At 66.3% G+C, this 20,578-nt stretch carries 19 protein-coding genes and 2 tRNA genes; 9 read left to right on the forward strand and 12 right to left on the reverse strand.

Going from position 1 to position 20,578, the window contains the following annotated elements; all coding sequences use genetic code 11:
• The first annotated feature begins 32 nt into the window (after positions 1-32).
• The 3 genes from BMI88_RS08725 to BMI88_RS08735 all read left to right on the forward strand — a co-directional run bounded on the left by BMI88_RS08725 (position 33) and on the right by BMI88_RS08735 (position 2,728).
• Positions 33-377: a hypothetical protein gene (locus tag BMI88_RS08725; protein WP_078547851.1), complete on the forward strand. Its 345-nt coding sequence runs from the start codon at positions 33-35 to the stop codon at positions 375-377.
• An 87-nt stretch (positions 378-464) separates the two neighbouring features.
• Complete coding sequence (locus tag BMI88_RS08730; RefSeq protein ID WP_246831851.1) at positions 465-1,901, forward strand: leucyl aminopeptidase family protein; 1,437 nt, start codon at positions 465-467, stop codon at positions 1,899-1,901.
• Positions 1,898-2,728: an NlpC/P60 family protein gene (locus tag BMI88_RS08735; protein WP_078547852.1), complete on the forward strand. Its 831-nt coding sequence runs from the start codon at positions 1,898-1,900 to the stop codon at positions 2,726-2,728. Before BMI88_RS08730 ends, BMI88_RS08735 begins: the two co-directional genes overlap by 4 nt.
• A gap of 237 nt (positions 2,729-2,965) precedes the next feature.
• Here the strand turns inward: BMI88_RS08735 and BMI88_RS08740 are convergent, their stop codons facing one another.
• The 3 genes from BMI88_RS08740 to BMI88_RS08750 all read right to left on the reverse strand — a co-directional run bounded on the left by BMI88_RS08740 (position 2,966) and on the right by BMI88_RS08750 (position 5,878).
• The gene (locus BMI88_RS08740; protein WP_078547854.1) at positions 2,966-3,988 is read right to left on the reverse strand and encodes an aspartate-semialdehyde dehydrogenase; all 1,023 of its coding nucleotides are present in this window, start codon (positions 3,986-3,988) and stop codon (positions 2,966-2,968) included.
• A gap of 75 nt (positions 3,989-4,063) precedes the next feature.
• Positions 4,064-4,678, reverse strand: coding sequence for a glycosyltransferase family 29 protein (locus tag BMI88_RS08745; RefSeq protein ID WP_078547856.1), 615 nt, complete (start codon positions 4,676-4,678; stop codon positions 4,064-4,066).
• Between the two features lie 9 nt (positions 4,679-4,687).
• On the reverse strand, positions 4,688-5,878 hold the full coding sequence (locus tag BMI88_RS08750; RefSeq protein ID WP_078547858.1) for an MFS transporter: 1,191 nt from the start codon (positions 5,876-5,878) through the stop codon (positions 4,688-4,690).
• A 152-nt stretch (positions 5,879-6,030) separates the two neighbouring features.
• Here BMI88_RS08750 and BMI88_RS08755 point away from each other — a divergent pair, with 152 nt between their 5' ends.
• On the forward strand, positions 6,031-6,372 hold the full coding sequence (locus BMI88_RS08755) for a LysR family transcriptional regulator (protein WP_246831852.1): 342 nt from the start codon (positions 6,031-6,033) through the stop codon (positions 6,370-6,372).
• An 87-nt stretch (positions 6,373-6,459) separates the two neighbouring features.
• Complete coding sequence (locus tag BMI88_RS08760; RefSeq protein ID WP_078547859.1) at positions 6,460-6,924, forward strand: hypothetical protein; 465 nt, start codon at positions 6,460-6,462, stop codon at positions 6,922-6,924.
• 67 nt (positions 6,925-6,991) lie between these two features.
• On the opposite strand, the gene BMI88_RS08765 is transcribed toward BMI88_RS08760, so the two are convergent.
• The 6 genes from BMI88_RS08765 to BMI88_RS08790 form a co-directional block, all read right to left on the reverse strand.
• Positions 6,992-7,456, reverse strand: a complete 465-nt coding sequence (locus BMI88_RS08765; RefSeq protein ID WP_078547861.1) for an Hsp20 family protein — start codon at positions 7,454-7,456, stop codon at positions 6,992-6,994.
• A 153-nt stretch (positions 7,457-7,609) separates the two neighbouring features.
• Positions 7,610-8,491 carry a serine protease gene (locus BMI88_RS08770; protein WP_078547862.1) on the reverse strand — a complete coding sequence of 294 codons (882 nt, stop codon included), beginning with the start codon at positions 8,489-8,491 and terminating at the stop codon, positions 7,610-7,612.
• Between the two features lie 5 nt (positions 8,492-8,496).
• Positions 8,497-9,294: a S1 family peptidase gene (locus BMI88_RS08775; protein WP_078547864.1), complete on the reverse strand. Its 798-nt coding sequence runs from the start codon at positions 9,292-9,294 to the stop codon at positions 8,497-8,499.
• A 69-nt stretch (positions 9,295-9,363) separates the two neighbouring features.
• Positions 9,364-10,641 carry a glycolate oxidase subunit GlcF gene (gene glcF, locus BMI88_RS08780; protein ID WP_078547866.1) on the reverse strand — a complete coding sequence of 426 codons (1,278 nt, stop codon included), beginning with the start codon at positions 10,639-10,641 and terminating at the stop codon, positions 9,364-9,366.
• On the reverse strand, positions 10,641-11,720 hold the full coding sequence (locus tag BMI88_RS08785) for an FAD-binding protein (RefSeq protein WP_078547867.1): 1,080 nt from the start codon (positions 11,718-11,720) through the stop codon (positions 10,641-10,643). The genes glcF and BMI88_RS08785 overlap by 1 nt, the downstream gene beginning before the upstream one ends.
• A gap of 87 nt (positions 11,721-11,807) precedes the next feature.
• Complete coding sequence (locus BMI88_RS08790; RefSeq protein ID WP_078520196.1) at positions 11,808-13,241, reverse strand: FAD-linked oxidase C-terminal domain-containing protein; 1,434 nt, start codon at positions 13,239-13,241, stop codon at positions 11,808-11,810.
• 81 nt (positions 13,242-13,322) lie between these two features.
• Here BMI88_RS08790 and BMI88_RS08795 point away from each other — a divergent pair, with 81 nt between their 5' ends.
• The 4 genes from BMI88_RS08795 to BMI88_RS08810 all read left to right on the forward strand — a co-directional run bounded on the left by BMI88_RS08795 (position 13,323) and on the right by BMI88_RS08810 (position 16,193).
• Complete coding sequence (locus BMI88_RS08795) at positions 13,323-14,024, forward strand: DUF599 domain-containing protein (RefSeq protein ID WP_078547869.1); 702 nt, start codon at positions 13,323-13,325, stop codon at positions 14,022-14,024.
• Positions 14,025-14,102: 78 nt separating this feature from the next.
• Entirely contained in the window at positions 14,103-15,845 is a 1,743-nt protein-coding gene (gene recJ / locus BMI88_RS08800; protein ID WP_078547871.1) for a single-stranded-DNA-specific exonuclease RecJ, read from the forward strand.
• 171 nt (positions 15,846-16,016) lie between these two features.
• A tRNA-Glu gene (locus BMI88_RS08805) sits at positions 16,017-16,091 on the forward strand.
• A gap of 27 nt (positions 16,092-16,118) precedes the next feature.
• Positions 16,119-16,193 (forward strand) — tRNA-Glu (locus BMI88_RS08810).
• Between the two features lie 269 nt (positions 16,194-16,462).
• Here the strand turns inward: BMI88_RS08810 and BMI88_RS08815 are convergent.
• The 3 genes from BMI88_RS08815 to deoC form a co-directional block, all read right to left on the reverse strand.
• Positions 16,463-16,993 carry a GNAT family N-acetyltransferase gene (locus BMI88_RS08815; protein ID WP_168173965.1) on the reverse strand — a complete coding sequence of 177 codons (531 nt, stop codon included), beginning with the start codon at positions 16,991-16,993 and terminating at the stop codon, positions 16,463-16,465.
• Positions 16,994-17,197: 204 nt separating this feature from the next.
• The gene (locus BMI88_RS08820; RefSeq protein ID WP_210402021.1) at positions 17,198-19,558 is read right to left on the reverse strand and encodes an aldehyde dehydrogenase family protein; all 2,361 of its coding nucleotides are present in this window, start codon (positions 19,556-19,558) and stop codon (positions 17,198-17,200) included.
• Between the two features lie 12 nt (positions 19,559-19,570).
• Positions 19,571-20,500, reverse strand: a complete 930-nt coding sequence (deoC, locus tag BMI88_RS08825; protein WP_093477036.1) for a deoxyribose-phosphate aldolase — start codon at positions 20,498-20,500, stop codon at positions 19,571-19,573.
• Between the last annotated feature and the right edge of the window lie 78 nt (positions 20,501-20,578).

Consider the following 20,578-nt stretch of genomic DNA (forward strand, 5'->3'; position numbering starts at 1 on the left):
CACAGGTGTCTCGCTTGCGCTGCAAGGAAAAGATGTCGTTGGATACGGCGCGGCTGGTGGTGCTCTATGCGGAGTTGGGACAGGACGGGGCGGAGCGGGTGATCTGCGCCACGGTCGAAGATCTCGCCTTCCATCTCAGCGCGTTGGAAGAGGCCACGAAATCGGGCCAATGCGGCAAGCTACGCCGCGCGATCGTCGAAGTGATGGAGCTTGCCGAACAGGTCGGGCTGGTGTCGATGGTCAGCACGGCGCGCGACCTTCTGGACTGCATCTCGGGCGGCGATGCGGTGGCGCAGGCGGCGGTGATGGCGCGGCTGGGCCGGATCGCGGAACGCTCGCTCACCGAGGTCTGGGATATCGGCAACCTGTCTTCCTGAGGCGTGAGCGATCAGCCCTTGCGGGCAGGCACGGCGGCGCTAGGCTCTGGGACGAAAGCAACCACCAGAGCCAAGGAGCCGCCCCCCATGAGCGCAGACAAGACCCCCGATGTCCCCGCCGAGTTTTCCTTTCTCGCCCCGCGCCCCGCGATGCGCTTCGCCGAGGCCGACGCGCCCGCGCGCGCGCTGATCGCCGTCGCACCCGAGGGGTTGGAGCAGGCTCTGGCCGATCTGCCCCCCGCGCAGCGCGCCTTCGTCGAAGCGACGGGCTTCAAGGCGAGCGCAGGTCAGGTCGCCCTGCTGCCCGGGCCGGATGGCGCGGAGGCGGCGCTGCTGGGCCTCGGGACTGATGCGGCACGGGCGCGCGAGCGGTTCTCTCTGACGCGGGCGGCGTCAAACCTGCCCGAAGGCGCATGGCGGATCGAGGGCGACCTGTCTGAAGAGTTGAAGGCGGAAACGGCGCTTGGCTGGTTGCTCGCGGGCTATCGGTTCGGCCGCTATGCCGAGGCCGCGCCGCCGAAAGCGCGGCTGGTCTGCCCGGAGGGCTTGGATGCGGCGCAGATCGAAGCCGTGGCCGAGGGCGAGGCCTTCACGCGTGACCTGATCAACACCCCCGCTTCCGATATGGGGCCGGACGAGCTGGAGGGTGCTGCGCGCCTTTTGGCCGAGCGTCACGGCGCAGAGGCCAAGGTGATCAAGGGCGACGACCTTCTGACGCAGAACTTCCCGATGATCCACGCGGTGGGCCGCGCCTCCCCGCGCACGCCGCGGCTGATCGAGGTGAGCTGGGGCAACGAGGGGCCGACGCTGACGCTGGTCGGCAAGGGCGTCTGTTTCGACACGGGCGGGCTGAACCTCAAGCCCGGAGCCTCGATGGGGCTGATGAAGAAGGATATGGGCGGCTCGGCCACCGTTCTGGGGCTGGCCCATATGATCATGGCGACCGGCGCGAAGCTGCGCCTGCGTGTGCTGGTCCCGGCGGTGGAGAACTCGGTCGGCGGCGACAGTTTCCGCCCCGGCGACATCCTGACCAGCCGCAAGGGGCTGAGCGTCGAGATCAACAATACCGATGCCGAGGGGCGGCTGGTGCTGGCCGATGCGCTGGCCTATGCCGATGAAACCCCGCCCGATCTGATGATCTGCATGGCGACGCTGACGGGGGCGGCACGGGTCGCTTTGGGGCCGGACATTCACCCGTTCTACACCGATGACGAGGGCGTCGCGCAGGCCTTGGCGACGGCCTCGGGCGAGGTGGCCGATCCGCTCTGGCGGATGCCGTTCTGGGCGCCCTACGAGGCGAAGATCGAGCCCGGCATCGCCGATCTCGACAATGCGCCTTCGGGCGGCATGGCAGGCTCGATCACCGCGGCGCTGTTCCTGCGCCGCTTCGTGACCGAGACCGAGCGTTTCGCCCATTTCGATATCTACGGCTGGCAGCCCGCCGCCGCCCCCGCCCGCCCGAAAGGCGGGGTCGGCCAAGGCGCGCGGGCGATCCTCGCAGCCCTGCCCAAGGTGCTGAAATGACCGACCGTCGCCGTCTGCCCTATTCAGGCGAGATCGCGCTGGAGACCCTGCGCGGTCAAATCGAGGCGGAAGGCTTCACCCACGGCATGCCCGCGCGGATCGTCGTGCCCGTGACCGATCTTTGCCCCGAGCCCGGAAGCTTGCGTGACCGGCAGCTTCTTTTTGGCGCCGCGGTGACTGTGATTGACCAGCGCGACGGCTTCGCCTTCGTGCAGGCCGCATTGGATGGCTATTGTGGCTGGATCGCCGCCGATGCCTTCGGCACGCCCGAACCGGCCACCCATGTCGTCACCGCACCCGCAACGCATGTCTATCGCGAGGCGGCAATCAAACGTGGCGAAGTTATGCAGCTCTCGATGGGCGCGCGTCTGGCAGTGACCGGGGACGACGGCATGTTCGCCGTGACCGCCGAGGGCTTCGTGCCGCGCCAGCATCTGCGCGCGCTCGATCAGCCCGAGGACGATCCGGTCGCGGTGGCCGAGCGGCTGCTGGGCACGCCCTATCTGTGGGGTGGCAACAGCCGCGGAGGGATCGACTGCTCGGGTCTGGTGCAGATCGGTTTCGCGCTCTGCGGGCAGTCCGTACCGGGCGACAGCGATCTACAATGGGCGGAGATGGGAGATGTCGTGCCGGAGGGCGCGCCGCTGAAGCGTGGCGACTTACTGTTCTGGAAAGGCCATGTCGCGCTCGCTTGCGATGGCGAGACGATGATCCATGCCAACGGTCATACGATGAGCGTGGCCTATGAGGGGATCGAGGCCGCCAAGGCGCGGATCGCGGCGGCGGGCGAAGGGCCGTATCTGGGGGTGAAGCGGGTCACGCGGTAAGGGACGCGCCCGAGCCTTGGGTGGGCGCTTCGATTCGCCTGTGGCCAGGCGCTTTATCTCGCAAGCCCGAGTGACGGTGATGCGCGCGATGACATCGCCAATGCGCCCTCCCGGGGGGAGGGTCGGGCGCGGCCCGGGCTGGACGCCCGGGCAAACCCTCGTCTCAGAAAACACCGCCAAAAGAAAAACGCCCGATCTTCCGACCGGGCGCCTCCCAATTCCAAAAAGGCCGAACGCTCAGCCCTTCTTGAGCACGCGCTTGCCCAGCGTCTCGGCGATCTGCACCGCGTTCAGCGCTGCGCCCTTGCGCAGGTTGTCCGAAACGCACCAGATGTTCAGGCCGTTCTCGATGGTCGAGTCCTGACGGATGCGCGAGATGAAGGTGGCGAAATCGCCGACGCATTCGACCGGGGTGACGTAGCCGCCATCTTCGCGCTTATCGACGACCATGATGCCGGGCGCCTCGCGCAGGATGTCGCGCGCTTCGTCCTCGTCGAGGAACTCCTCGAACTCGATGTTGATCGCTTCCGAGTGGCCCACGAAGACCGGCACGCGCACGCAGGTAGCGGTCAGCTTGATCGCCGGGTCGACGATCTTCTTGGTCTCGGCGACCATCTTCCACTCTTCCTTGGTGGACCCGTCATCGAGGAACACGTCGATATGCGGGATCACGTTGAAAGCGATCTGCTTCGGATAGACCTTCGGCTCCACTTCCTGACCGGGGACATACATGCCCTTGGTTTGGTTCCAAAGCTCATCGATCGCCTCTTTGCCCGAGCCCGACACCGACTGGTAGGTCGAAACCACGACGCGCTTGATCTTGGCGCGGTCATGCAGCGGCTTGAGCGCCACGACCATCTGCGCGGTCGAGCAGTTCGGGTTGGCGATGATGTTTTTCTTCGCGTAACCGTCGACGGCTTCCGGGTTCACCTCCGGCACGACCAGCGGCACGTCCGGGTCGTAGCGGTAGAGTGACGAGTTATCGATCACCACGCAGCCCTGCTTGGCGGCAATGGGCGCGTATTTCTTCGTGGCGTCCGAGCCGATCGCAAACAGCGCGATGTCATAGCCGGTGAAATCGAAACCCTCGATATCTTTAGTCTTCAGGGTCTGATCGCCAAAGCTGACCTCTGTGCCGAGGCTCCGGCGCGACGCGAGCGGCACCAGTTCATCGACCGGGAACTGGCGCTCGGCCAGGATGTTCAGCATTTCGCGGCCCACGTTCCCCGTGGCGCCCGCAACGACGACTTTATAGCCCATGAGGACCTCCTTGCTCGAATAGAACGCGGCTTCCTACCGCTTTACGTCAGGAAATGAAAGGGGTTCGACGCCCCGTTAGTTCCGAATGATACGCGGATCGGAGGCAAGAAACCCACCAACCATCTCCGCTTCCGCGGCGAAATCATGCGGCACCTTGTCCGCCGAGCGTCGTCCCGACAGCGAAAGCGAGGCGAAGAAATCGAAGCCGTAGAGGTCGAGCCGCGCCAGATCCGAGCGCAGGAGCATCTCGATCAGCATCGCGCCGGTCGTGGGTTGCGCGCCGAGCTTGAGCTTCAGCCCTTCGTAGTCGTCCAGCGGATGCAGGTAGAAACCGGGGCTCGTGGCGGTCTGCCAATCGAGCCGCTTGCGCTTGTGGCTCATCCACAGGATGCGCGACGGCGCGATGCGGGCGCGCTCGGCTTCGGGCAGTGAGGTCGCAAGCGCCAGCCAGTCGGTGCGCGTGCCGTGGCTTTTGGCCGAGGGCATCGGCGCGCGGTTGATCCGGATCACCACGTCATGCGCGTCGATCGCTGCCCCCGCGTGCCCCTCGGCCAGCGCACGCGCATTGCCCACGAGCGCGACAGACCTGCCCGTCAGATCGCCCAGCAATGCCTTTTGCGAGACGGAGAGCGCGGCCAGCGGGGCCTCGCGCCGCAGCGTACGATTGATCAGAAATCCGAGCCGGGTCATGCGATGGGTTTAGCTCATGCCATCGCCGCTGTCGCGGGCGAAAACGTAGAAAACCAACCCGATCATCAGCGGCGCGAGGAAGAACGCAAAGAGCAGCCCATAGGCCACCGCAGGCGTATGCCCCACCGAGACCGCATCGAAAACCGGCCGCGAGGCGAATTGCATCGCAGCCACGCCCATGATCGAGAACATGTTGTGCAGCGTCACGCCCCGGCCCGTCAAATGCGGCGGGTAGAAGGTGCGGCCATGCGCCATGATCACCGGGAAGGACGCGCCGAAGAAGCCGATCGCCGCCAGAAGAACCGTCGCCAGCCACAGCGACTGCCCCGGCAGCACGAAGAGCACCGCCAAGGCCACGGCCAGCACCGCGTTGCCGTAAAGCGCGACCCGCTTGTGGCTGCCGAAGATCTTGTCCGCCGGGCCATAGGCGAAATTGCCCGCGATCATCGCGAGGCCCATCACTAGCGTCACCCGACCGATCAGCTGCGCATCCGCGCCGAAGACATCGGCCAGATAGGAGCCTGCCCAGACGCCGCGGATCCCCGCAGCGGCGGTGTAATTCGCGACCGTCAGCGGTAGCAGCACCCAGAAGCCCGGCAGGCGCAGCACATCGAGCGCGGTGCCGCGGCGGCCTGAAGGCTGCTCTACCCGCTCGGGATCGCGCGCGAGCCACAGGATCAGCGCCGCCACCAGCAGCGTCAGCGCCGAGAGCGCCCAGAGCGTCGGACGCCAGCCGAAAGCCTCGATGGAGGCCGCAAGCGGGGCCGCGCCCGCGAGGTTGCCAAGGCTCCCCGCCCCGATCATCGAGGCCGCGAGCGTGCCGAACAGCGCTGGCTTGAAGCTGCGCGCGAAGATGAAATAGCTGCCCACCAGAACCGGCGCGCAGCCCGCTCCGATCAGGATCATCGCGATGTGGATGCCCATCGGCCCCTGCGCCATCGCGAAGACGGCAGCGCCCCCGCCCCCGCCAAGCGCCATCAACACGCCCACGGTGCGGCGCGGCCCGATCCGGTCCAGCGCCTCGCCGATCGGGATCTGGATCAGCGCGAACGCCCCGTACCAAAGCCCCAGAGACACGGCGAGATCGCCCGGAGTCACGCCGATTTCCTTGCCCAGAACGGGCGTCAGAACGGCCAGACAGGTGCGGTAGAACTGGCTCAGAAGATAGGCGCCCACAAGCGAGGCGATCGAGATATACATGCGGGGGCTCCTTCGCGCGCACGCTCGCCCAAGGCGCGGGCAATGGCAAGAGCACATGACCCTGTGCATTCGCGCGCCCGCCCCCTTGTCTTGGCCCCGGCACAGGATCAGGATAAGGGGCGCAGGACTTGACGAGTGCGAGGGATGCCCGAATGGAACTGACCCGCCTGATGATGCGCCTCTATTTCGACAAGGCGATGCTGGGCCCCGGCAAGGTGCGGCTGCTCGAGGAAATCGCCGAGCACGGCTCGATTTCCGCGGCGGGGCGCGCGATGAAGATGAGCTACAAACGTGCGTGGTCGCTGGTCGAAGAGATGAATGCCGGCTTCAAGTCGCCGCTGGTGGATCGCTCGCGCGGTGGCGCGAAAGGGGGCGGCGCGTCGCTGACGCCCGAGGGCGAAGCAGTCCTCGCAGCCTATCGGCGGCTGGAGGAGAAAGCCCGCGAGGCAGGCACCGAAGAGATCGCCCTGATCGGCGCGATGGTCGCTGACTGAGGTCCCCAAGGTCCTTGCGCTGGATCAATGCGCATCGAGCTAAGGTTCGCGCATCCTGCTGGCAGTCGCCAGTAACGGACCAAGACCATGACCGATCTTTCGAGAAAGATGGCCGCGCGCGTCGCGACCCTCGGAGTCGCAGCCGCGCTCGCGGCCTGTATGCCGAGCGGTACCTCCGACGCCCAGACGCTCGCCTCGAAGGTGGAGACCCTGCGCGCCTATGACCTCGCCACGGTGGACGGCAAGGCGCCCGCGCGGGCGATCCGCTTCTATATCGGAGATAATTCGCGCTTCGCCGTTTGCGGGCATTGCCTCTGCGTGACCGGAGTGATGTTTGCCCCCTACCCCGCGCTTGGCATCCGGCCGACATCGGCCTCGCCCACGTTCGCCTGCGAGCAGGAGACGCCGGAGTTCAAGGCCGATGCGGGCCTCGCGCAGCTATTCTTCGACATGAAGCAGGCGCAGGTCGAAGGCGCGGCTGTCACCTTCACCGGCAGCGGCGATCATGTGATGGTGTTCCAGCGCGGCGGCACCGATCTCACCCCGCCGTAAGCTCTCGCATAGCAAAAAGCGCGGGAGTTACCCCCCGCGCCCGTCATTTTTACCGATCGTAGATGCCTCAGGCGTCGACCGTCTCGACCTGCTTGGCCTCAGACTTCGTCGGGCCTGCAATCTCGATCCGGCGCGGCTTCAGCGCCTCGGGCACTTCGCGGACGAGATCGAGATGGAGCATCCCGTCTTCATGGGTGGCCCCGGTGACCTTCACATGATCGGCCAGCGCGAAGCGGCGCTCAAAGGCGCGGGTCGCGATACCACGATGCAGGTAGGTGCGGCCGGAATCGTCCTCGGCCTTGCGACCGGTCACGATCAGCGCGCCGTCTTTTAGCTCGACAGTCAGCTCGTCCGACCCGAAGCCCGCAACGGCGATCGAGATGCGATAGGCATTCTCGTCGGTCTTCTCGATATTGTAAGGCGGATAGGTCGGCTGGGCGAGATCGCTGGTCAGCGCACGGTCCATCATGTCAGCCACGCGGTCGAAGCCCACGGTGGCGCGGTAAAGGGGCGAAAGGTCAAAGTTTCGCATATCATCATCCTCTCTTGAGCGATGGTTATGAAACCCGCCCCTTTCCGGGGCCGGGCAGTTGGGCGCCAGAACCCTCATCAGGCATTCCGGCACTCATAAATTTGGGAAATCTCTCGCGACGTTTCAAGAGGGGCGCCGCTTCGGGCCAACCCCTTAGGGACGCAGGAATTTCGCCCCGGTTGCGCCCCCGCCAGACAGGATACGCGGCTGGCCCTGCCCGGGCTCCGTGTCCCGGATTTGCGGTGCGGCGGAAGCGCTGGGGGATACGGCGCGGATCACGCCCCGCCCGCTGCGCAGTGCGGATTTCAGCTGCGCGACGATCGCGGGCAATTCCATCCCGTAGGCGCGCGAGACGCCATTCCTGCGCGAACCCGAGGAGACCAGCGACACGATCTGCGCCCGCCCGCCTGCCGCCAGCCCCGAGCGGTCGAAAACCGGCGCACCCGAAGAGCCGTGATCGACATCGCAATCAAACCCGATCAACCCTTTCGCGCGACCGAACACGCTGCAGGCCTTTTGCCAGGACAGCGCATCGGCCCGGCCCTGCGCGTAAGACACCACCGACACTTCGGCCCCTGCGGCGGGCACATCGCCGACGCGAAAAGGCGCGGCGATCGAAGTCGGGATCGGCGCGGAGAGCTGCAGAAGGGCGACGTCGTGGCGCACGGTGTCCACCGAGAGCGGCACGAACGGGTTATATTCCGGATCGGCGACCATCGCGTCGACCGGGCGCGCGGCGATCTCCGCCCCGTCGGTTTGGGCTGCGGCAAAACCAAGCGTCGCCGGGTCTCGCGGCCCTTTGGCGCGCCGGTCGAAGATGCAATGGCCCGCCGTAAGTACCAGATCGGGTGCGATCAGAACGCCGGTGCAGTAGCCGTCAGCGCCGATGGTGACCTTGCCCACCGCCTCCCAGCCGAAGAGATCTGCACGCTGCGACAGCCGGTCGAGCGCGGAATTGCGCGCCTCCTGCGCCTCGCCCATGCCGCCCAGCAGAGCCAGAGCCACCACGCCGAAGATGATCCGCTTAACACCCATCGCGCTTACTTCGCCTTGATGAATTTTGCCCCGCCCGCGCGAATTTCGCGGGTGGTGGCGACGTTGTCGCGGCTCTCGATGGCCTGCCGCAGATCGGCGACGCCACTGGCCAGCGCCCCGATCGAGACCGGGCGCGCGCCCATCTCGGCCTTGGCGGAGACCACCGAGACGATCTCGGGGCGACCATTGGCGAAGCTGAAGACCGGCGAGCCGGAGGCCCCGAAATCGGCCGAGCAACTCATCACCACCGTCGCGCCTGCACGTTCCAGCACCGAGCAATCGCGTTGCAGCGACGGCGCCTCCGAGCGGCCCTGCGCATAGGACAGAACGCCCACTTCCTCGCCGCGATAGGGCGCGCTGCGCGACACCTCAAAGGGCTGAAGCTGCGGCAGGCGGATCGGCTGGGCGAGCTTGATCAGCGCAAGATCGAATTCCGAACGCTTCACGCCCACCGGCCCGCCATAGTGATAGGAGGGGTGCAGCACCGCGCGCGACACCTTGCGATAAGCCTCGGCGCGACCGTTGCGCCAGCCCGCACGAAACTCGATCTCGCGCGCATCGATCAACGCGCCGCTGCGCTTGTCATAGAGGCAATGCCCCGCCGTCAGAACCAGATCGGGCGCAATCAGCGTGCCGGTGCAAAAGCTGCCATGGCCCAGATCGAGCCGCCCCACCGCCTGCCAGCCGCGCGTATCGTCGCCGGTTTCCAGCGCCCGCAAGGGCGTCGCATGGGTGATTGTCTCGGCCCGCGCCAGCACAGGCAGAGCGGTCAAACAGGCAAGAGCGAGAGCAAGAAGGCGCATCGGGGCTCCGAAGATTGCGGGGCGTTTTGCCTTTCGTAGCGCCCCGATGCGGCCAGATTGTGGCGTGGATCAGGCCTGCGCAAGCGCCGGCGGCTTCGGCCCGCCCGTAGCCCAGTCCAAAAGTTCGACAGTGTGGACAACGGGCACCTCGGTGCCGCCACCGATCTGCACCATGCAGCCGATATTACCTGCCGCGATCACCTCGGGCTGCTTCGCCTCGAGCGTCGCCACCTTGCGTTTCTTCAGTTCGTCGGAAATCTCCGGCTGCAGCAGATTGTAGGTGCCCGCCGAGCCGCAGCACAGATGGCTGTCGGCAGGCTCGACCACTTCGAAGCCTGCCTGTTTCAACAGGTCCTTCGGCGCGGATTTGATCTGCTGGCCGTGCTGGAGCGAACAGGCCGCGTGATAGGCCACACGCATCCCGCCCTGCCCCTCAGGCAGGCCGATCTTCGCGAGGAATTCCGACACGTCGCAGGCCAGACCCGCGACCTTCGCGGCCTCCTCGGCCATCGGATCGTTGCGGAAGATATGCCCGTAATCCTTCACCGTGGTGCCGCAGCCCGAGGTGTTGATGATCACCGCATCCAGATCGCCTTCGCTCAGATAGGCGCGGATGTTGCGCGCCGCCTGCGAATGGCTCTCGTCCTCGCGGCCCATGTGATGCGACAGCGCCCCGCAGCAGCCCAGGTTCTTCGGGATCACCACCTCGCAGCCCAGCCGCCGCAGCAGCCGGATCGTCGCGTCGTTGATATCGGTGTTGAGCGCCCGCTGCGCGCAGCCGATCTGCAGCGCCACGCGGTATTTCTTCTCGCCGATCGGCGCGAAGACCTGCGCGTCATCGTTGCGGCTGACCGGCGGGATGGTCTTGGGCGCCATGCCCACCATCGCGCGTAAACGCTTGTCCGGCAGCAGCCCCGCGAAGGGTTTCGCCAGTTTCGCCCCGCCCATCGCCAGACGGAAGCGACCCGGATAGGGCACGATCTTCGCCAGCGTCCAGCGCAGCAGCCGGTCCATCATCGGGCGCTTGTAGGTCTTCTCGACATGGGCGCGGGCATGGTCGATCAGATGCATGTAATGCACGCCCGAGGGGCAGGTCGTCATGCAAGCCAGACAGCTCAGACAACGGTCGAGATGCTTGACCGTCTTCTCATCCGCGGGCCGGTCGTTCTCCAGCATGTCCTTGATCAGGTAGATGCGCCCGCGCGGGCTGTCCAACTCGTCGCCCAGCACCTGATAGGAAGGGCAGGTCGCGGTGCAGAACCCGCAATGGACGCAGGCGCGCAGGATCTCGTTGGAGCGCGCGACGCCGGGATCCTTCAGCTGTTCGGGCGAAAAATTCGTCTGCATCAGCCCATCCTTCCGGGGTTCAGAATACCTTTGGGGTCGAATTGCGCCCGCAGCGCGGTGGTCAGCGTGGCGATCGGCGCGGGTTCGGGCTCGAAGGTCACGCCCGCCGCGCCGCGCATGCAGGTCGCGTGGCCGGTATAGGGGGAAGCCAGCGCACGGGCGTCGCTGCCTTCGGGCAGAAGCGCCCAGATCAGCCCGCCACCCCAGTCGAGCAGCACCTCGCCACCCAGACGCGCGACGATCTCGGAGGCCTCCGACGGCTTCACCGAAAGCCGCCACAGATCGCCGTCCTTGCCGATAAACGGCTCCAGATCGCGCAGGCTGGCCCAAATCGCGGCCGAGCCGTCTTCCTCGATCCGAACCGGGCCGAATAGCTCCATCAGTTTGCGCAGCTCCTCCGCCCGGTAGGCGACGGATTCGGCGAGACCCTCGACCCGCACCACCGCACCGTGACCAGGCAGCCAGCCCGCGCCGGACACATCGAAGGGCGAGCCCAAACCCGCCGCCAGAGCCACCTGCGCGGCTCCGGCCGGAAGGTCGATCACCACCGTCGCCTGAGACGGCGCGGCAGGCAGCAGCTTGAAGGCCACCTCGCTCATCACCCCGAGCGTGCCCCAACTTCCGGCCATCAGCTTCACCAGATCGTAGCCGGTGACGTTCTTCATCACCCGGCCACCGTTCTTCACGATCTGCCCGCGCCCATCGACGAAACGCGTCCCGATCAGGCTGTCGCGACAGGCCCCGGCCTGCACCCGACGCGGCCCCGAGACATTGGCGGCCACGACACCGCCCACGGTGCTCGTGCCCGGGGCACCCAGAACCGGCCCCCAATTCGCAGGCTCGAAAGGCAGGCGCTGGCCTTCGGCGGCAATCGCCGCCTCGACTTCGGCCAGAGGCGTCCCCGCGCCCACGACCAGCGTCAGCGCGCCCGGCTCGTAGAGCGTGATGCCCGAAATCCCGACTTCCAGCGGCTCTCCCAGACACCGGCCCACAGGCCGCGTACCGCCTCCGCGCACCGCCAGCGCGCCACCCGCATCCCGGACGGCCTCGGCCAGCTGCGCCTCGCTCTCAACTCTCATAAAATCTGCCTTCCTCTTGGCAAAAATATCCCGGGGGCTCGCGTCAGCGAGCGGGGCAGCGCCCCTCCCGGCCCTCAGCTCGCGCCGTCAGCTCGCACGGCGGCTCGCGCTCGCGCCCAACGGAAACACCTTCGCCGGGTTCAGCAGCCATTTCGGATCGAACACGTCCTTCACCCGCATCTGCGCCTCCAGATCGGCGGGCTCGAACTGCACATCCATCAGATCGCGCTTCTCGATGCCCACGCCATGCTCACCGGTCAGGCAGCCGCCCGCCTCGACGCAAAGCTTCAGGATCTCCGCGCCCAGCTTTTCGCATTGCTCCTGCTGACCCGGCTCGTTGGCATTATAGAGGATCAGCGGGTGCATATTGCCGTCGCCCGCATGGAAGACATTCGCGACGTCCAGCCCGTAATCCTTCGACAGCTCGCCGATCCGGCGCAGCACGAAGGGCAGTTCCGAGACCGGGATCGTCCCGTCGAGGCACATGTAATCGTTGATCTGCCCCATCGCGCCGAAAGCGGATTTCCGGCCCAGCCAGATCCGCGCGGCCTCATCGGCCGATTGCGCCTCGCGGAACTCGACCGGCTCGTGACGGGTCGCGATCTGGCGGATCATGCCGATCTGCTCGTCGATCTCGGCCGGGCTGCCCTCGCATTCGACGATCAGCAGCGCCTCGCAATCGGGATAACCCGCATGACAGAAGGCCTCGGTCGCGACGATGCAGGGCCGGTCCATGAACTCGATCGCGACCGGCAGGATGCCCGCCTTGATGATATCGGCTACGCAGGCCCCCGCGACTTCGTTGGAGTTGAACCCGATCAGCACGGGGCGCGCGCCTTCGGGTTTCGGCAGGATCTTCAGCGTAGCCTCGGTCACGACGCCCAACTGCCCCTCCGAGCCGCAGATCAGCCCCAGAAGATCGAGCCCGCCAGCGTCAAGATACGGCCCGCCGATCTCGACCACCTCGCCTTCCATCGTGACCAGCGTCACGCCGAGCAGGTTATTCGTGGTCACCCCGTATTTCAGACAATGCGCGCCGCCGGAATTCATCGCGATATTGCCCGAGATCGCACAGGCGAGCTGCGAGGACGGATCGGGCGCGTAGAACCAGCCGTCGCTTTCCACCGCCCCGGTCACCGAGAGGTTCGTGCGCCCCGCCTCGACCCGGATGAAGCGGTTGGTGTAATCGGTCTCGAGCACGGCATTCATCCGCGCGAGGCCCAGCACCACCGAATCCGCCTGCGGCATCGAACCGCCCGCAAGCGAGGTGCCCGCGCCGCGCGGCACCACCGGCACGCCCAGCTCGTGACAGGCCTTCAGCGCCGCCGCGACCTCCGCCGTCGAGCGCGGCAGCACCACGCCCAGCGGCTGGCAGCGATAGGCCGAAAGCGCATCACATTCATAGGCGCGCGTCTCGCTGGGATCGTCGATCACCGCATCCGCGGGCAGAACCTCGCGCAGGCGGGCGATGATCTGCGGCTTGCGCGCCAGCAGATCCTCCTTCGGCTTGGGCATTTCCATGGCAAACTCCTCCCGGTTGGTCAGAAAATATAACCAATAAGCCCCGGTGACAAGAGAAGCTGCATCGCGCTAACTGTCGATATGATGACGACGTTTCATATCGGCCCGCTGGGGCCGCTCGACCTCGCGGCGCTCGCCCTTCTGGTCGCCTGCTGGATGGGGATCGGCTGGACGACCGAACATCCGAGTGCCGCCCGCCCGTCGATGGGCAAGCTGATGGAGAGTTACCGTCGCGAATGGATGCGCCAGCTTGTGACGCGCCAGCCGCGGATCTTCGATTCGGCGATGGTGGACGGGCTGCGGCAGTCTACGACCTTCTTCGCCTCCTCCTCGCTGATCGCCATCGGTGCCGGGCTGGCGCTGATCGCGAATCCGCAGCCGCTCGCGAATCTCGCCGATGATTTCGACATCGCGCGCGGCCCCGATCTGCTCTGGGAGGCGCGCATCCTCACCGCCGTTCTGTTCGGGGCGAATGCGTTTTTGAAATTCGTCTGGTCGCACAGGCTGTTTTCCTATGCCGCGATCGCAATGGCGGCGGTGCCCAATGAGCCCGAGGACCCGCTGGCCTATCCGCGCGCCGAGCAGGCGGCGCAGGTGAACATCAACGCCGCGAAAAGCTTCAATCGCGGGCTGCGCTCGGTCTATTTCGCTTTGGCGACGCTGGCGTGGCTGCTTGGGCCCTATGCGCTCATTGCGGCGACGCTGTTCACGACGGGGATGCTGTGGCGGCGCGAATTCGCCTCGGACTCGCGCCAGGCTCTGCTGCAAGACATCCCTGAGTGAGGGCCCGAATGACGGCCCGAGCAAGCTCCGCGTCATAGTGGCTGGCAGGGCTCGCATGATTTGGCTACACCCGAAGGCATGAGCAGTTTCCTTTCCGTCGAGCAATCCCTGACAGGCCGCCGCTGGATCGGCCCCACCCCCGAGGCCGACCGGCTGGCCGAGGCGATGGCGCAACAGACGCGCCTGCCTCTGCCGCTCGCTCGTATCCTCGTCGCGCGTGGCGTCACGCCGGAGGAGAGCGAGGGCTTCCTCGAACCCACTATCCGCGAGCTGCTCCCCGACCCGCGCAGCTTACGCGACATGGAGCAGGCAGCCGCGCGCTTTCTCAAGGCAGTGAAGTCCGGCGAGAAGATCGCGGTCTTTGCGGATTACGACGTCGATGGCGGCTCCTCGGCGGCGCTGCTGATCAATTGGCTGCGCGCGATGGGGCGCGAGGCGACGCTTTATATTCCCGACCGGATCGACGAGGGCTACGGGCCGAACGTGCCCGCGATGGAAAGTCTCGGCGCCGAGCATCCGCTGATCGTCTGCGTCGATTGCGGCACGCTGAGCCACGAACCTGTGGCCGCCGCGAAACCCGCCGATGTCGTCATTCTCGACCACCACCTGGGCGGCGAGACCCTGCCGCCCGCGCTGGCCGTGGTGAACCCCAACCGTCAGGACGAGACCGGCGAGCTGGGCCATCTCTGCGCGGCCTCGGTCGTCTTCCTGATGCTGGTGGAGGCGAACCGGCAACTGCGCGACGAAGGCGTGCAGGGGCCGCCGCTGATGACGCTTCTCGATCTGGTGGCGCTGGCGACGGTGGCAGATGTCGCGCCGCTCACGGGCTGCAACCGGGCGCTGGTGCGTCAGGGTCTCAAGATCATGGCTCGGCGCGAACGGCCCGGCCTCGTGGCGCTGTCGGATGTGGCGCGGCTCGACCGCGCGCCCGCCGCCTATCATCTGGGCTTCGTGCTTGGCCCGCGGATCAATGCGGGCGGACGGATCGGCGCGGCCGATCTGGGCGCGCGGCTGCTGTCGACAACCGACCCGCACGAGGCGCAATCCATCGCCGAGCGGCTCGACCAGCTCAACACCGAGCGCCGAGAGGTCGAGAACGCCGTGCGGGAAGCCGCACTGACACAAGCCGAGGAGCGTGGCCTGAACGCGCCACTGGTCTGGGCGGCGGGTGCTGGCTGGCACCCGGGCGTCGTGGGCATCGTGGCCGCGCGGCTGAAAGAGGCGACGAACCGCCCGTCGGTCGTGATTGGCGTGGATGACGGGATCGGCAAAGGCTCGGCCCGTTCGGTCGCGGGCGTCGATATCGGGGCCGCGATCCAACGCGTCGCTGCCGAGGGACTGCTGCTGAAAGGCGGCGGGCACAAGATGGCCGCGGGCCTCACGGTCGAGGAAGACAAGCTGGAGCCCGCGATGGCGCGCCTGTCGGAGCTTCTGGCCAAACAGGGCGCGGGCGAAATCGGACCGCGCGACCTGCGCCTCGACGGGATGCTGATGCCGGGCGCCGCGACGCCGCAGCTAATCGAAGATCTGGACCGCGCAGGCCCCTTCGGCCAGGGTGCCCCTGCCCCGCGTTTCGCCTTCGCCGATATGGAAGTCGTGGGCGCGCGCCGGATCGGGGAAAGCCACCTGCGCTTCAATTTCGGCGACGGTATGGGCGGTCGGATCGAGGCGATCTGCTTCGGCGCGTTCGACGGCCCGCTCGGCCCCGCGCTGAGCCAGCCGGGCGCGCAGCGCTTCCACCTCGCCGGGCGGCTGGAGATCAACACATGGGGCGGGCGCAACAAGGTGCAGCTGCGGCTCGAAGACGCCGCCGAAGCGTAACCGCTACCCCGCCACCGCACGCGGAAAAGGACTGTAATTCCAAGGCTTCCAACCTGCCGTAACGGAGGGGCAAAAACTTTCCAAAAATCCGCAATTACCCTCTTGCGAGTCACGGTTCTCTGGCCTAAACACCGCTCCACCTTAGGCAGGTATGCCCGGAAGGTTCAGAGTGGTCCGTTCGTCTATCGGTTAGGACGCCAGGTTTTCAACCTGGAAAGAGGGGTTCGATTCCCCTACGGACTGCCACTTCCGAGCCCTGACTGAGCGTTGTGCGGTCCGTTCGTCTATCGGTTAGGACGCCAGGTTTTCAACCTGGAAAGAGGGGTTCGATTCCCCTACGGACTGCCAATACTCCCCTGGTTTCAAAACGATTTCGTCACGCGCTGTTTGGTCGCGCGTGTTTGCGTCTGCCGCTTGGCGCGACTTTGCGCGCGTCGATCCCGCATGAAAAGCGGCCCGTTTCGGGGCCAACCCTTTGCAGCAAATGGTGCAGCGTGGAGCCGTACGCCTTGTAGGCGCGACGCCATGTCGATCAGCAGCTCCCGACAAGAACTTCGGGAGCTGTCTGCGGCGGATGCCGACTAGGCGTGACGGCGCGCACCCTCGCCGCTCGGTCCTCACGGTCTGCTTTCGTCAGAACGCGCAGCAATGCCAGTGCGCCGGGCTGGATAATGGAGACGTTTTTCCATCAGGAAGTTCGTCAATGTAACGCCAGCCCTTTCGATCTTCTGCTCGCGAACCACGTCCCACCCCTGCTGCTCAAAAAGGCCTCGGACAAGATAGCTCGCGTGGGAGTAAAGGCGTGCTATCTTGCCGTCTCGAGCGATTGCCTCGATCCGGGCATAGAGAGCTCCACCGACGCCCTGTCGTTGGTGGCCGGGTGTGACGAACGCAAGATCTATGTAGCCATCATCGTCCAAGGTCATGAAGCCAACGGGCTGGCCTGCCAAACGCGCGACCATAGTTCTCCGAGCGGTCAGGCGTGATGCCCAGTCCGGTCCAGAAGGCGGCCCCGACGCCCAAGCCCGCCGCTGCTCAAAATTATAGAATTCCCTAGCTCCTTCGCGCACGGCCTCAAAGAATATGACTCCGAGCTGATCTGCTTCTGAGATGCGGAAATCACCAATTTCTATGGAAGAGTTCAGCATTGCGGCGGTCCTGCGGTGGCATCTGAAATGAGCGCGATCGAAGCCCAACAGCGCCAAAGCTGACCTTCCCGCGTAACGTCGTATCATGCAAGTTCGGGCTCGAAGCGACCATTGCGCTTCGAGCCCTTCACGTTTCTCACGCGCACCATTTACTGAGAAGGCCTGACCTCTCGGGGTCGCTTTCTCGATGCTCTGTCAGCGGCCTCACGCGCCGTAGGGCACCCAGATATTCTTCACCTGCGTCGCGCGGTCGAGGAACAGACGCCCCTGCCCCGCACGGGCACCCCAGTCGCGTGCGTCATCGGCTTCGACCCAGGTCTGCTTGAGGTTCCCGGCGCTTTGCGCCTCGACCATCTGGCAGCCTTCGGCATTGCCGAAATACCACATCGCATCGACGCCATCATGGGCGGCCAGCGTCTTCGCCAGCTCGTCGCGCGGGCCGGTGACGATGTTGACCACGCCGCCCGGCACGTCGGAGGTATCGAGCACCTGATAGAGGTCGGTCGCGGCCAGCGGATGCGTCTGGCTCGGGACCAGCACCACGCGGTTGCCCATCGCAATCGCGGGCAGCACGAGCGAGATCGCCCCCAGAAGCGGCTGCGCGGTGGGGGCCACCAGCCCCATCACCCCGATCGGCTCGTTCATCGCGAGCGTCACGAATTCCGACTTGGTCGCATGGACCGCACCGTCGAACTTGTCGGCTTGGGCTGCATACCAGAAGCAGCGTTCGACCGCCGTCTCGACCTCGGCCTCGGCGGCTTTGCGCGAGGCGCCGAAGCTTTCCAGACGGGCCGCGAATTCCGCGCCACGCGCCGAGAGGTTCTCGCCGATATAATAGAGCACCTGCGCCCGGTTATGGCCCGTGGCCTTGCCCCAGCCCTTCGCCTGATGCGCCGCCTCGACCGCGTTGCGGATGTCCTTGCGGTTGCCGAGCCCTGCGAGCCCCACGACCGCCTTGCCGCCCTTCACCTGATAGCTGTAGCCGCTATCGGGCCGCGCTTGCTTGCCGCCGACATAGAGCTTCGCGGTTCGGTCGATCTCGCCGCCCTTGATCGTGTCGGCGGGGCCGGTTTCCAGCTCGGCGGGCGTCGTACCCTTACCTTTGCCGGTCGCCGCCGCGGGGTTGCGCAGATAGACACGCATGCCTTCGCGCCCGCCCTCGCGGCCGAAGCCGCTCTCGCGATAGCCGCCGAAACCCGCGCCCGCGTCGAAGATGTTCGTGGAGTTGATCCAGACGATCCCGGCCTTCACCTGCCCAGCGATGTCGAGGCACAGGTTCACGTTCTCCGACCAGATGCTGGCCGCCAGCCCGTAGCGCGTATTGTTGGCCAGCGCCACGGCGTCCGAGGGCGTGCGGAAGGTGGTGAGCGTGACGACCGGGCCGAAGATTTCCTCGGTCGCGAGAACGCTTGCGGGTTCGACATCCGTCACCAGCGTCGGCGGGAAGAAGCACCCCTGAGGTGCGGAGCCTTGGGTCAGCGTCGCGCCCTCGCTTGCGCCCTTCTCGACCAGATCGCGGATGCGCGCGAGCTGCGAGGGGTGCACGATCGCGCCGATATCGGTGCTCTTGTCCATCGGATCGCCGGTGCGCAGCGTCTTCATCCGGGCGCGCAGCAGCGTCTCGAACCGCTCGGCCACCGCCTCGGCGACGAGGATGCGCGAGCCAGCACAGCAGACCTGCCCCTGATTGAACCAGATCGCATCCACCACGCCCTCGACGGCGGCATCCAGATCGGCGTCCTCGAAGACGACGAAGGGGGATTTGCCGCCCAGTTCCAGCGTCAGCGCCTTGCCCGAGCCAGCTGTGCGCTCGCGCAGAATGCGGCCCACATCGGTCGAGCCGGTGAAGGCCAGCTTGTCGATCCCCTCATGGCCGACGATGGCAGCGCCGGTCTCGCCGTCGCCGGTGACGATGTTGATCACGCCTTTCGGGATGCCGCATTCCTGTGCGATCTCGGCGAAGGCCAGCGCGGTCAGCGGCGTGTATTCGGCGGGTTTCAGCACGACCGTGTTGCCGGCGGCAAGCGCGGGCGCGACCTTCCACGCCAGCATCAGCAGCGGGAAGTTCCACGGGATGATCTGGCCGCAAACGCCCTGAGCGGAATGGCCCGGCAGTTCGTCCTCGAGGATCTCGGCCCAGCCCGCATGGTGATAGAAGTGGCGCGCGACCAGCGGAATGTCGATGTCGCGGCTCTCGCGGATCGGCTTGCCGCTGTCGAGGGTCTCCAGCACCGCCAGAAGGCGCGAGTGCTGCTGGATGTGGCGAGCCAAAGCGTAAAGATGCTTCGCACGCTGATGGCCCGACAGCTTCGCCCAACCGCTTTGCGCCTTGCGCGCGGCGGAGACGGCGGCATCCACGTCCGACGCCGTGCCTTGCGTGACGCGCGCCAGCACCGTGTCGCTTGCCGGATCGCGGACCTCGAACAGATCGCCCGGCTTGGTCATCGCGCCGTCGATGAAATGGCCGAAGCCGCCCTCATGCTTGGCGAGCCATTTGCGCGCCTGGCTGTCGTCTTCGGGGGCCACGCCGTACTCCATGGTTTCGAGGATGTTCTGAATGCTCATTTTTCTCTCTCCTCAGGCCAGCGCGTGACGGCTGCTATCGGCGTAACGGCCGGTGACGTAATGCTCCAGCTGGCGCTCGATATCGCCCAGCATCGAGCTTGCGCCGAAGCGGAACAGGTCGGGGTTGAGCCAGTCGCGGCCCAGCTCTTCTTTCATCAGGATCTGCCAGGCCAGCGCCTCTTTCGCCTGCTTCATCCCGCCTGCGGGTTTGAAGCCGATGCGGTGGCCGGTCGCCATCCCGTAATCGCGCAGCGCGCGCAGCATGGTCAGGCTGACAGGCAGCGTCGCGTTGACGCTTTCCTTGCCGGTCGAGGTCTTGATGAAATCGGCCCCCGCCTGCATCGCCACCATCGAGGCGGAATAGACGTTGTTCAGCGTCTCCAGCTCGCCGGTGGCCAGGATCGCCTTCATATGGGCGTCGCCGCAGGCCTCGCGCATCGCCGCGATCTCGTCATGCAGGCCCTGCCAGTTCCGGGTCAGCGCCAGTTCGCGGTTGATCACGATGTCGATCTCGGCCGCGCCCTGCGCCACCGCCCAGCGGATTTCCTCGAGCCGCAGATGCAGCGGCATCAGACCTGCCGGAAAGCCTGTCGCGACCGAGGCCACGGGGATATTCGACCCTTCCAACGCCTTGACGGCATGGGGCACCATCGTCGGATAGACGCAGACCGCGCCCACGGTCAGCTCGCCCGCGCTCAGGCCCAGCCCCGCCTCGATATGCGAGGCCAAGGGCTTGCGCGCCTTCGCGCAAAGCCGTTTCACCCGGCCCTCGGTATCGTCGCCCGCAAGCGTCGTCAGATCGACGCAGCGCACCGCGTTGACCAGCCACGCCGCCTGATGCGCCTTCTTCACGCTGCGCCGGGTGGTGAGCGTCGCGCAGCGGCGCTCGGCGGCGGCGCGGTTGACGCGGTGGCCTTCGAACATGCCCACATCGAGCGCCATGCCGGGGTTGCGCGCATGCTCCCCTGCGACCGCAGCAGTGGGCACCAAGGCCCCTTCCGCGCGCGTCTCGGTCTTCAT

It is taken from the genome of Thioclava sp. F36-6, from assembly GCF_002020305.1.
In the GTDB taxonomy this organism is placed as follows: domain Bacteria; phylum Pseudomonadota; class Alphaproteobacteria; order Rhodobacterales; family Rhodobacteraceae; genus Thioclava; species Thioclava sediminum.